Below are 11872 nucleotides of genomic sequence, written 5' to 3'. Positions count from 1 at the left end.
TTACCGGAGGCTTTCTGGGGCTGGGGCTGGCCTTTATCTTCCCCAATGAATTTGAACTGATCATTGTGGAATATGTAATGGGGATCTTTGCGGCGCTCCTGTTCATCCTGACGGCTGTGTGAGGAACTTTCCATGATGTATGTACTGACCTTCATTGTCCAGCTGCTGCTGGTGCTGACCTTTCTCTGGACCTGCAGCACCGTGTTCCTGGGCCTTGTGACCCGGCGGAAAAAACGGCCGGTGGTGGCGGGACCCAGCCGGGTCGCCGTGCTGGTGTGTGCCCATAACGAGGCCAATGTGGTGGGCAAACTGTTCCAGAGCCTGGAAGATCAGGACTACCCTGGTGAGCTGTACCGGGTGTTCCTGCTGGCGGATCACTGTGACGATGCCACGGCGGAGGTAGGACGCCGGTACCCTCATGTAACCGTGCTGGAAAGGCAGGAAGGACCCCGGACCGGGAAAGGGGCGGTGCTCAGCTGGGGCATCCCCCGGATCCGGAAACAGTACGGACGGGAATTCAGCCATATTGTGATTTTTGATGCGGACAATATGGCAGACCGGGGATTTTTGTCCGCCCTGGATTGGAGTTTCCGCCGGGGCGCCCGGCTGGTGATGGGGAACCGGCTGCCTCTCAACCCCTTTGACAATCTGATCTCCCAGTGGTACAGCATGTACTGGCTCAGTGTGGATCTGTTCAGCAAACCCCGGTACAATGTGGATCTGCCCGGGATCATCTCCGGCACCGGGTTCGGGTTCGATGCTTCTTTGCTGGAACCGGACGGCTGGCATACCCGGACTATTGTGGAAGACATGGAATTTTCCATGCAGCAGAATTTTAAGGGTGTCTTCTCTGAATACCAGGACAAAGCCCGGTTCTATGACGAACAGCCGGTGACCCTCCGGGGCATGGTGAGCCAGCTCCGCCGGTGGATGACCGGGAACTACCAGATTGCCCGGCTGTACCGGAAGGAATGGCTGGCCCATTTCCGGGCCCGGCCGGACGCCCGGCTCATCGATAATTTCGTCCCCATGCTTATGTGCGTGGTGTTCGGGTTCTATTTCCTCACCAATGTACTGTGGGTGGGAAACCGGGCCTTGAATGGACTTCCACCTCTGGCCGGCAAGGACATCCTTTGGTGGACCATGCTCTATGTGCTGAGCCTTGTTATGGGCACCTGCGCCATCAAAGCCGGAGATCTGCCGGTGAAGAAAATGCTTCCCGGGATCCTTACAGGAGGGTTCTTCTGCATTTTCCTGTCCCTGGTGGCCGTCTGCTCCGTATTCTTTCCCCAGAAGAAATGGATCCCCATCGCCCATGTCCACGAGGCAGGGCCGGAGAAGTAGGGGGCAGCAAAGCTGACCGTTGACAAAGGGGCTGTTGCATGGGCAACAGCCCCTTCTTATGGTATAATGGATACAGAATATTCAGCCAGAGGAGGGATTGGGATGAAAAAAATGACACGGAACCTGGTGGGTCTCCTGACGGTGCTCCTGAGCCTGCTGTGGGCTTCTGCAGCCCTGGCTTCTTCTCCCATCAGTGCTGACGGAACCTTTAACGGTATCCGCATGGCCGGCAAAGTACGGGTGGTGGAATACAATCCGGACATCAAAGTCCAAGTGGTCACCAGTTTTCCGGATCTGAAGGTGAAAGTGGTGGATCATTTTCCGTCCGCCATCGGGGAATGGCAGTTCGTGGAATACGGCGAAGACTTTACCATCCAGTTCGTCACCAGTTTTCCGGACATCCGGATCAAGTACGTGACCAGTTTCCCGGGGATGCCTTGATGTGAGTGGAGAGTGAAGAGTGCAGAGGGAAGGGGAACCACCCCTTCCTTTTTTTTTCATTTCATCATATAATAAACTATTGAGACTTTTTACTACCGATTAGTTACTCTATATAGAAGGGAAACAGAAAACCAATGACCAAAAGTTACACCATTCTGAATTACGGCTGTCAGATGAACGAGAGTGATTCGGAACATTATGCCGGGCAGCTGTCCGACCTGGGGTACCATTATACGGAAGACTATCACGATGCGGATGTGATCCTCATCAACACCTGCTGCGTCCGGGAAAGCGCGGAAAAGAAGATCCTGGGAAAAATCGGGGAGATGAAGCAGATCAAACGGGAAGATCCTTCCAAGGTCCTGTGCGTTACCGGCTGCATGGCCCAAAAAGACGGGGAGGACTTTTTGAAAAAGTATCCCCAGGTGGACCTGCTTATCGGCACTGCCCATGTAAACAACTTCAGCGCCATTTTGCAGGATTATCTCCAGCAGAACGACCGGAAGGCGGGGATGTACAACGATCTGACGGTAATGCCCAGGGAATTCGAGGGGCATTTCGTCCGGAAAAGCAGCTATGCCGCCTGGGTACCCATCATGTACGGCTGCAACAATTTCTGCACCTACTGCATCGTCCCCTATGTCCGGGGTCGGGAACGGAGCCGGAGCGCCGATGCCATCTGTGAAGAAATCAAGCATGCCGTGGACCAGGGCTACCGGGAATTCACCCTTCTGGGCCAGAACGTGAACTCCTACGGCAAGGACCGGGGAGAAAAGGATGCCTTTGCCGCTCTCCTCCGCCAGGTGGACGCCATCCCCGGGGTGGAACGGGTTCGGTACATGACCAGCCATCCCCGTGACATGAGCGAGGAACTGATCCGCACTGTGGCGGAAAGCAAACATGTGTGCAAGCATTTCCACATCCCTGTCCAAAGCGGCAGCACCCGGATCATGCAGGCCATGAACCGGGGCTACACCCGGGAATCCTACCTGCAACTGGTGGACACCATCCGGAAATATGTGCCGGAGGCAGTGCTTACCACTGACATCATCGTAGGCTTCCCCGGGGAAACGGAAGAAGATTTTGCAGAGACCCTGAGCCTGTTCGATACCGTCAGCTACGACGCCGCCTATACCTTCATCTATTCCAGACGGTCCGGGACCCCGGCTGCCACCATGGCAGATCAGGTGCCGGACAAGGTGAAGAAGGAACGGCTGAACCGGCTTATGGAACTTCAGAACCGGCACAGCCTGAAACACAATCAGAAACTGGTGGGACGCACCCTGCCTGTGATGGTGGAAGGGCTCAGCCACAACAACAGCAAAATGTGGAGCGGCCGCACCGATGGGAACAAACTGGTGCTGTGGCCGGTGGGAGAGCGGTTCTTCAACCCGGGAGATGTGGTCCCGGTGACCATCGAAACCGCCCAGACCTGGCTCCTTAAAGGTCGTGCTGCCTTATGACCGCCCTTACACCCATGCTCCAGCAGTATCTGGAAATCAAGGAACAGCACAAGGACGAGCTGCTGTTCTTCCGACTGGGGGATTTCTACGAACTGTTCAATGAAGACGCCCTTACCGCTTCCCGGGAACTGAACCTGACCCTGACCAAACGGGCCGGAGGAAAGGCCGGTGCTTCCAGTTCCATGCCCATGTGCGGGGTGCCCTTCCATTCGGTGGACGGGTACCTGGCCAAGCTGATCCGGAAAGGGTACAAAATCGCCATCTGCGACCAGATGGAAGATCCGAAAAAAGCCGTGGGCATCGTGAAGCGCCAGGTGACCAAGATCCTGACCCCGGGCACGGTGCTCAGCGACGCGGTGCTGGAAGAGAACCACAACCAGTACCTGGCCTGCCTGGAACAGAATCAGGACACCCTGTGCCTTTCCTACGCCGACGTATCCACCGGGGAATGTGCCTGGTACACCGCCCGGGGCAAAGACCGGGAAGAAGCAGTGCTGGACCAGCTGTACCGGATCCAGCCGGCGGAACTGGTGCTTACCGAACCCAACGAAGCTTTCGGTACCCTCCTGGACAAAATGGTCCAGAAGCTGCCGGACTGCATGATCAACCACTGGGACCCCATCCCGGAACTGGATTACTTCACCCGCCATTTCGGCAGTGACAGCCCGGGGGCAAAAATCCCTCTGGTCCGGGGCACTGTGGAGCACATGCTCCAGTACATCCACGAAAATGTGAAAAGTGACCTGGCCCAGATCAACCGGCTCCGGGAAATCACCACCGATGCGGTGATGAACCTGGACGCCACCGCCATCCGGAACCTGGAACTGGTGAAGAACATGAAGGACGGCACCCGCCACGGCACCCTGCTGGATGTACTGGACTACACCCGCACCGCCATGGGGGCCCGGCAGCTCCGCCAGTGGGTGGAAGCACCCCTTCTGGACACCGCCCGGATCCGGCTCCGGCAGCAGGCCATCGGTACCCTGGTGGACAATGCCCGGCTCCGGACGGACCTGGGGGATGCCCTGGGGGAAATCACCGACCTGGAACGGATCCTGTCCCGGATCGAAGTGGGTTCCGCCAACGCCCGTGACCTGGCTTCCCTGCGGACCGCTCTCCGGGCCCTGCCCCAGGTGAAAAATCTGCTGGACCAGGTGCCCCAGGGTCTGCTCCATACCCTGGACAGCCGGATCAGCCTCCATGAGGACCTGCTGGATGAACTGGAACGGGGCATTGTGGACGACCCGCCCTTTACCGTCCGGGAAGGGGGCATGATCCGGAAAGGCTTCAACGCCGAACTGGACGAAGTCCATGATATTGCGGAAAACAACAACCAGTGGATGCTGAACTTCGAACAGAAAATCAAGGATCAGACCGGCATCAAGAATCTGAAGGTGGGGTACAACAAGGTCTTCGGCTACTACATCGAAGTGTCCAAAGGCCAGGTGTCCCAGGTGCCGGATACCTTTATCCGGAAGCAGACCCTGGTGAACGGGGAACGGTACATTGTGCCGGAACTGAAGGAATTCGAAAACAAAATCCTCAGCGCCAAGGAAAAGATCCAGCAGCTGGAATACTACCTGTTCAACGAGATCCGCCAGGATATCCGGGGCCATCTGGTGGAAGTCCAGGAAACCGCCCGGGCCCTGGGGGTGCTGGATGTGCTCTATTCCCTTGCCATGGCTGCCTTCAAGGGGAACTATGTGTGCCCCCGGCTCAATGACCGGCAGGAAATCACCATCAAAGACGGCCGGCACCCGGTGGTGGAAAAGCTCCTGGAACGGGAACTGTTCGTGCCCAACGATGTGCATCTGAACAACACCGATGAACGGCTGATCATCCTTACCGGCCCCAACATGGCCGGGAAATCCACCTACATGCGCCAGGTGGCCCTTTTGACCCTCATGACTCAGATGGGCAGCTTCATCCCGGCCCGGGAAGCGGACGTGTGCCCGGTGGACCGGATCTTTACCCGGGTGGGGGCCAGCGACGACCTGGCCACCGGCCAGAGCACATTCATGGTGGAAATGAACGAAGTGGCCAACATCCTGAAATACGCCACCAGCCGCAGCCTGATCATCCTGGATGAAGTGGGCCGGGGCACCAGCACCTACGACGGCATGAGCATTGCCCGGGCGGTGGTGGAGTACATCAACGACAGAATCAAGGCCAAGACCCTTTTTGCCACCCATTATCACGAACTGATCGAACTGGAACAGCTGGATCCGGGGATCAAAAACTATTCCGTGGCCGTAAAGGAAAAAGGGAAGGAAGTGGTGTTCCTCCGGCGGATCGTCCCCGGGGGCACCGATAAAAGTTACGGGATCCATGTGGCCCGGCTGGCAGGGCTGCCGGAAAAAGTGGTGAAACGGGCGGATGAACTGCTGGAAGAATACACCGCCCAGGGAACGGCCGTGAAACCGGCGGCACCGGCTCCGGCCAAAACCCCTGCACCCAAAGAAGAGAATCTCCAGCCCAGTCTCTTCGGAGACGTGATCGGAGACACCCTCCGGAACTTGGATGTGATGACCATGACGCCCCTGGAAGCCCTGAACACCCTGTACAAGCTCCAGGAAGAAGCCAAACGGGAAGGAGGCCGCAGCTGATGAGTGTCAAAGTGCAGCTGCTGGACCAGAACACCTCCAACCAGATCGCAGCCGGGGAAGTGGTGGAAAAACCCGCTTCCGTGGTGAAGGAACTGGTGGAGAATTCTCTGGATGCCGGCGCCGATACCATAGAAGTGAGCATTTTCGCCGGGGGGACGGAATTCATCCGGGTCCGGGACAACGGGTCCGGCATGGACGAAGCCAACGCCCGGATGGCCATCCTGCGCCATGCCACCAGCAAGATCGTGAAAGCGGACGACCTGCTGACCCTCCATACCCTGGGATTCCGGGGAGAGGCCCTGCCCAGCATCGCCTCTGTATCCCACTTCACCCTGCTCACCCGGGAGACCGGGGCGGAATTCGCCACCCGGATCACCCTTGACGGAGGAGAGGACCTGGACGTGGAAACCATGGGGGGCGACGTGGGCACCACCATTACGGTAAAGGACCTGTTCTACAATGTGCCTGCCCGGCGGAAGTTTCTCCGGACGGTGAATACCGAAGGCCGCTACATCAGCGACATCCTGTCCAAGATCGCCCTGTCCCGGCCCGATGTGCACATTGTCCTTACCCGGGACGACAAGGAAGTCATCAACACGCCGGGCAGCGGGGACCTGGTGGATACCATTGAATCCCTGTACGGGAAAGAAGTGACCAAGGAACTCTTGACGGTGGATTATGCCCAGGACGGGATCACCCTGAAAGGGTTCATCAGCCGTCCCACTCTGCTGAAGGGCACCCGCCAGTGGCAGACCCTGTTCGTGAACGGCCGGTGCATCAACAACCGTATGGTGAGCAAGGCCATCGACCATGCCTACCAGTCCCAGATTCCCAAGGCCGGGTTCCCCTTTGCGGTGCTGAACATCGGCATCGATACCCACCTCATCGACATCAACGTCCATCCCCAGAAAAGCGAGATCAAATTCGGGGATGAAAGTGCCGTGTACCGGGCGGTGTACCATGGCCTGTGCCAGGCTCTTACCCAGCCCATGGCCGGGAAGAGGGAAGGGGACGGGTCCGTGGCCCTGGCCCAGCCCGGGTTCCGGAAAATGGAACCGCCGCTGGCGGGAGTTCCGGCCGGGAGAGCCCCTGAACCGGAACAGAAGCCCCTGTTCCAGGGGGGCGACAAAGGGTACCAGCCCCGGACCAGCGCCTTCGGACGGAGCTATGCCTCCAGTCCTTCCGGCAGCTACGGACAGCCGGTGTGGAAGGTCCCAGATGCCATTTCCGAAGACACCACGGCGAAATTCTTTGCAGCCCAGCGCCGGGACGACCTGGGAGCCTCCGGGGAAACGGCCGGTGCCGGGAATCCGGCTCCTGAAGGGGAGGCCCTGCCGGCATCCCGACCGGGAGAAGAGGCTTCTCCCAGCGATGAGACCCTTACGGAAGAAGCCCGGGACGGCGCTTTGGCCAGCGGTGTGGACCTGATCTGGCCTCTGGGCCAGGTGGACCGGGTGTTCATCATCGCCCAGTCGGAAACTGCCCTGTATCTTATCGACCAGCATGCCGCCCACGAGCGGATCATGTACGACAAATTCATCCGCCAGCAGCAGGAAATCCCCTCCCAGCAGCTGCTGCTCCCTCTCTTCCTCAATGTGACCCGGCCCGATGTGGACCTGATCGAGGAATATCGGGATGAATTTTTGAAGCTGGGGGTGGATGTGGAACCGGCGGGAGAAACCTCCCTCCGGGTGTCCGCCCTGCCGGCGGATGTGGAAAGCAGCCAGGCGGAAGGGTTCATTGAAGACATCCTGAAGCTGCTGTCGGAAAACAAAAAAATCAAGGCCAGCGACCTGCGGGAAAGCGTGCTCCATTACGCCGCCTGCCACAGCGCCATCCGGGCCGGGGAAGTGCTGAACATCCGGCAGATGCGTCAGCTGATCCTGGAGCTTCTCAACACGGAGCATCCCTTTACCTGTCCCCATGGCCGGCCCTGTATGATCCAGCTGACCAGCGACGAACTGTACCATATGTTCAAACGAACCTGAGGAAGGAGCGATCCATTCATGTCCATCTATGCGGTGACGGCCATCCGGAAATGCGGCACCGAACTGTACAACGAAGCCCAAAGCTGGGCCCGCACCCTGGATCTGCCCTATATTCCCCGGCCCATCCACGGTACCCTGGACCAGCTGCTTCGGGACAGGGGGCTGAAGGCGGTGCTGGTGGCCACCCATCAGGGACCCCAGGTGTATACGGAAGAAGGGATCCTGAAATACCATCCCTCCATGGGGGTGCCCCGGATCCGGAACCTGAAGCGGGGCGGGTCGGACCATCTGGCCCAGGCCTGCGGCTTCCGGCCCGGCATGCGGGTACTGGACTGCACCCTGGGCCTGGCGGCAGATGCAGTGGTGGCCTCCTTCCTGGTGGGCCCTGCCGGGAAAGTGGTGGGGCTGGAAGCCTCCCCGGTGCTGTACTGGGCTGTGTCCCAGGGACTGCAGCACTACGAGATCGAGGACCCGGACATTACCGCCAGCCTCCGGCGGATTGAACCTCGGCTGGGGAAGGCGGAGGACCTTTTGCCCGCTTTTCCTGCCGATTCCTTCGATGTGGTCTATTTTGACCCCATGTTCCGGAAACCGGTGGGGAATTCTGCCAGCATGCAGCCGCTCCGGCCCGCTTCCTACCACAAGCCCCTGGATGCCGGGATGATCCGGGACGCCCTGCGGCTGGCCCCCCGGGTGGTGGTAAAGGAGCGGGACGAAGACCTGCTCCGGAGCCTGGGAGCCCGGGAAATCCAGGGAGGCAAATACAGCAAGCTCCGGTACGGTATCATCCTCCGGGAGGAAGGGGACCAGGATGGAAAATAAACCCAGAGTCATTGCCATCATCGGCCCCACTGCCACCGGCAAAAGCCACTGCGGCATCGCCCTGGCCCAAAAACTGGGGGGAGAGATCATTTCCGGAGATTCCATGCTGGTGTTCAAACACATGGACATTGCCACCGCCAAACCCACGGCGGAAGAACTGGCCCTGGTGCCCCACCATCTGGTGGATATCCTGGAACCGGACGGCAAATTTTCCGTGGTGGATTTCCAGCAGCAGGCGGACCGGCTGATCCGGGACTGCAATGCCCGGGGGAAAGTGCCCATCCTGGTGGGAGGCACCGGCCTGTACATTAAGGCCCTGCTGGAAGCTTACGATTTTTCCCGGGTGGACGAATCTTCTGCCCTGCGCCGGCAGCTGGAGGAATTCGCCGACCGGGAAGGGAATGAGGCCCTTCATGACAAGCTGAAAGTATTAGACCCGGTAAAGGCCAATGAATTGAAGATTAACGACAGAAGGCGTATAATAAGGGCAATCGAAACGATCCGGGGCGGGGACCGGGTGTCCACGGCCAAGGCCACTGAAAGTCCCTACCAGGCGGTCGTATTCGGGTTGACAATGCCTCGCGATTCTTTGTATGAGCGGATCAACCGGCGGGTTGATCTTATGGTGGAACAGGGCCTTTTTGAAGAAACCAGGAAGCTGGTGGCCATGGGGGTGCCGGAAACGGCCCAGTCCATGAAGAGCATCGGGTACCGGCAGGTGCTTCAGTATTTCCATGGTGAATGGACAAAAGAAGAAGCCATCGCCAAACTGAAACAGGCCACCCGGAACTTTGCCAAGCGCCAGATCACCTGGTACAAGAAAATGCCCTACATCCAGTGGTTCCAGCTGGACGATCCTCCCGATTACGGGAAATGTGTCGCAGCCATGCTGGCAGCCCTGGCAGAACAGAAGTTTATTCCGCAACAGGAACCCTGAGGCGTTAAGCGGCCCTTCGGCCACTGAAGCTCAAGGCGGATGCTGCCCAGGCAGACTCCGTGCCAAATCCCAACAAGAGAGAAGGAATACCTATGACAACAGGTAACAATAAACCATTGAATTTACAGGACAGCTTTCTGAACAAAGTACGCAGCGAAAAAAAGACCATTGTGGTGTATCTCCTTAATGGCTTCCAGGTCCGTGGCAGGGTCTGGGGCTTCGACAACTTCACTGTCATCATGGAAAGTGAAGGGAAGCAGCAGCTGATCTACAAACATGCCATCTCCACCATCGCTCCCTTGGAAAACGAAGCAATTCTAGTGCTGAAAAAAGGGAATGATCAGGGTGTCACTAAGGAATAAACTGGAAAAAGAAATCAATCTGTTTTTGGAATATCTGACAGTGGAACTGGGGCTGGCCTACAACACCCGGGAATCCTATGGCCGGGATCTCCGTCTGTTTGCAGGCTGGATCAAAAAGCCCCTGGAAGAAGTCCAGCGGGAAGATATCCTGGGGTACATGCGGATGCTGAAGCAGCACCAGTACGCCCCCACCTCTGCTTCCCGGAAACTGGCGGCACTCAAGGCCTTTTTCCGCTTTATGACCGCCGAAGGTTTCCTGGAAGAGGATCCTTCGGAAGTGGTGGAAGCAGGGAGCCGGGGAGTGGTGCTTCCCAAGGTCATGAGCCTGGAGGAAGTGAAGCAGCTGTTTTCCGCTCCCGACCTGACCCAGCCGGAAGGTTTCCGGGACCGGACCATGCTGGAAGTGATGTACGCTACGGGCATGCGGGTTTCCGAACTGCTGAACCTGAAACGGGCCAGTGTGAACCTGGAGACCCGGTATGTGATCGCCTACGGGAAAGGATCCAAGGAGCGGCTGATCCCTCTGGGACAGTACGCCATCCAGTTCCTGAAAAAGTACCTGGCGGAAGTGCGGCCTCTTTTTGTGAAGAACGGGAAGGACGATGACAGCCTGTTCCTGACCATCCGGGGCACCGGCATGACCCGTCAGCGGTTCTGGCAGATCATCCGGGCTTACGGAGTGAAGGCGGGGATCCAGAAGCCTCTTACACCCCACATCCTCCGGCATTCTTTCGCCACCCACATGCTGGACAACGGGGCGGACCTCCGGACGGTCCAGGAGCTTCTGGGCCATGCGGACATTTCCACCACTCAGATCTATACCCATCTTACCAACAACCGGCTGAAAAAAGTCTTCGACAAAACCCATCCCAGAGCGTAACGAGGTGAAAAACCATGATGAAAACCACACTCTTAATGGGCCTGATGACCGGTCTCCTGCTGCTGATCGGCGACTATATCGGCGGCAGCAGCGGCATGACCGTGATGCTGGCCTTTTCTTTGATTTCCAATGTGCTGCTGTACTGGTACAGTGACAAACTGGTCATTGCCCAGTACGGGGCCCAGCCGGTGGACGCTCAAAGCGCTCCCCAGCTGTACGGCATTGTGGAAAGCCTGGCCCGCCGGGCCCAGCTGCCCATGCCCCGGGTGTATGTGGTGGATACGGCGCTGCCCAATGCCTTTGCCACCGGACGGAATCCGGAACATGCGGCGGTCTGTGTCACCACAGGCCTCATGGAGATGCTCACGCCCCGGGAAGTGGCCGGGGTGCTGGGCCACGAAATGAGCCATGTGAAGCACAACGATATCCTGATCAGCACCATTGCCGCCGGCATGGCCGGGATCATTTCCGTCATGGCCCGGTTCGCCTTCTGGTTCGGCGGGGACCGGGATGACCGGCGGAACAATCCGTTGGCCGGGATCCTGATGCTGGTGCTGACGCCTTTGGCCGCGGCGGTGATCCAGCTGGCCATTTCCCGTACCCGGGAATACATGGCCGATTTCACCGGGGGCCAGCTCAGCGGGGACCCGGATGCCCTGGCAGACGCCCTGGAAAAGATCGAAGGGTATGCCCGTACCCGGACCATGCCCCGGGCCACGGAAGCCACGGCCCATATGTTCATCATTTCTCCGTTCTCTGCCAAAGATGCCCAGGCCATTTTCAGTACCCATCCGCCTACCGAAAAGCGGATCGAACGCCTGCGCCAGGAGGCCCAGGAAATGCGCAGCCGGGGCATGATCGACCCGGTGGTGTAAGGGGGAAAAAAGGGGGGGGTGTTGCACGTCCTGTGCAACACCCCCCTTTTTTTATGAATCGTTACAATGTCCACGATCTGCCATACAGGATGCCTTATTTATACCATCCTGCAGGGCAATGTATTCTGTATAGGCACAATCTTCATTGTGTAAC

The 11872-nt window shown here is 58.3% G+C and carries 10 protein-coding genes; all 10 read left to right on the top strand.

Features of this window, described 5'->3' with window-relative positions:
• The first annotated feature begins 132 nt into the window (after positions 1-132).
• Entirely contained in the window at positions 133-1344 is a 1212-nt protein-coding gene (locus QVO43_RS09730; RefSeq protein ID WP_022488324.1) for a glycosyltransferase family 2 protein, read from the top strand.
• A gap of 111 nt (positions 1345-1455) precedes the next feature.
• Positions 1456-1785, top strand: a complete 330-nt coding sequence (locus QVO43_RS09725; protein ID WP_154488537.1) for a hypothetical protein — start codon at positions 1456-1458, stop codon at positions 1783-1785.
• A gap of 134 nt (positions 1786-1919) precedes the next feature.
• On the top strand, positions 1920-3248 hold the full coding sequence (miaB, locus tag QVO43_RS09720) for a tRNA (N6-isopentenyl adenosine(37)-C2)-methylthiotransferase MiaB (protein WP_022488322.1): 1329 nt from the start codon (positions 1920-1922) through the stop codon (positions 3246-3248).
• On the top strand, positions 3245-5854 hold the full coding sequence (mutS, locus tag QVO43_RS09715) for a DNA mismatch repair protein MutS (protein WP_022488321.1): 2610 nt from the start codon (positions 3245-3247) through the stop codon (positions 5852-5854). The genes miaB and mutS overlap by 4 nt, the downstream gene beginning before the upstream one ends.
• The gene (gene mutL, locus QVO43_RS09710; RefSeq protein ID WP_022488320.1) at positions 5854-7842 is read left to right on the top strand and encodes a DNA mismatch repair endonuclease MutL; all 1989 of its coding nucleotides are present in this window, start codon (positions 5854-5856) and stop codon (positions 7840-7842) included. Before mutS ends, mutL begins: the two co-directional genes overlap by 1 nt.
• 18 nt (positions 7843-7860) lie before the next feature.
• Positions 7861-8664: a class I SAM-dependent methyltransferase gene (locus tag QVO43_RS09705; protein ID WP_022488319.1), complete on the top strand. Its 804-nt coding sequence runs from the start codon at positions 7861-7863 to the stop codon at positions 8662-8664.
• Positions 8654-9601, top strand: a complete 948-nt coding sequence (miaA, locus tag QVO43_RS09700) for a tRNA (adenosine(37)-N6)-dimethylallyltransferase MiaA (RefSeq protein ID WP_022488318.1) — start codon at positions 8654-8656, stop codon at positions 9599-9601. The genes QVO43_RS09705 and miaA overlap by 11 nt, the downstream gene beginning before the upstream one ends.
• Before the next feature lie 92 nt (positions 9602-9693).
• Positions 9694-9963, top strand: a complete 270-nt coding sequence (hfq, locus tag QVO43_RS09695) for an RNA chaperone Hfq (protein ID WP_022488317.1) — start codon at positions 9694-9696, stop codon at positions 9961-9963.
• Positions 9938-10843 carry a site-specific tyrosine recombinase XerD gene (gene xerD, locus QVO43_RS09690; RefSeq protein ID WP_022488316.1) on the top strand — a complete coding sequence of 302 codons (906 nt, stop codon included), beginning with the start codon at positions 9938-9940 and terminating at the stop codon, positions 10841-10843. The genes hfq and xerD overlap by 26 nt, the downstream gene beginning before the upstream one ends.
• 14 nt (positions 10844-10857) lie before the next feature.
• On the top strand, positions 10858-11718 hold the full coding sequence (htpX, locus tag QVO43_RS09685) for a zinc metalloprotease HtpX (protein WP_022488315.1): 861 nt from the start codon (positions 10858-10860) through the stop codon (positions 11716-11718).
• Positions 11719-11872 lie beyond the last annotated feature (154 nt).

Origin of the sequence: Acidaminococcus sp. CAG:542 (assembly GCF_000437815.1) — a bacterium.
Lineage (GTDB): Bacteria > Bacillota > Negativicutes > Acidaminococcales > Acidaminococcaceae > Acidaminococcus.
This window is presented reverse-complemented; position numbering and strand designations above follow the sequence as displayed.

Excerpts from the sequence above, each read along its gene's own strand:
- mutL (WP_022488320.1), top strand. The coding sequence starts at position 5,854 with ATGAGTGTCAAAGTGCAGCTGCTGGACCAGAACACCTCCAACCAGATC.
- htpX (WP_022488315.1), top strand. The coding sequence starts at position 10,858 with ATGATGAAAACCACACTCTTAATGGGCCTGATGACCGGTCTCCTGCTG.
- miaA (WP_022488318.1), top strand. The coding sequence starts at position 8,654 with ATGGAAAATAAACCCAGAGTCATTGCCATCATCGGCCCCACTGCCACC.
- xerD (WP_022488316.1), top strand. The coding sequence starts at position 9,938 with ATGATCAGGGTGTCACTAAGGAATAAACTGGAAAAAGAAATCAATCTG.
- mutS (WP_022488321.1), top strand. The coding sequence starts at position 3,245 with ATGACCGCCCTTACACCCATGCTCCAGCAGTATCTGGAAATCAAGGAA.
- QVO43_RS09725 (WP_154488537.1), top strand. The coding sequence starts at position 1,456 with ATGACACGGAACCTGGTGGGTCTCCTGACGGTGCTCCTGAGCCTGCTG.
- miaB (WP_022488322.1), top strand. The coding sequence starts at position 1,920 with ATGACCAAAAGTTACACCATTCTGAATTACGGCTGTCAGATGAACGAG.
- QVO43_RS09730 (WP_022488324.1), top strand. The coding sequence starts at position 133 with ATGATGTATGTACTGACCTTCATTGTCCAGCTGCTGCTGGTGCTGACC.
- QVO43_RS09705 (WP_022488319.1), top strand. The coding sequence starts at position 7,861 with ATGTCCATCTATGCGGTGACGGCCATCCGGAAATGCGGCACCGAACTG.
- hfq (WP_022488317.1), top strand. The coding sequence starts at position 9,694 with ATGACAACAGGTAACAATAAACCATTGAATTTACAGGACAGCTTTCTG.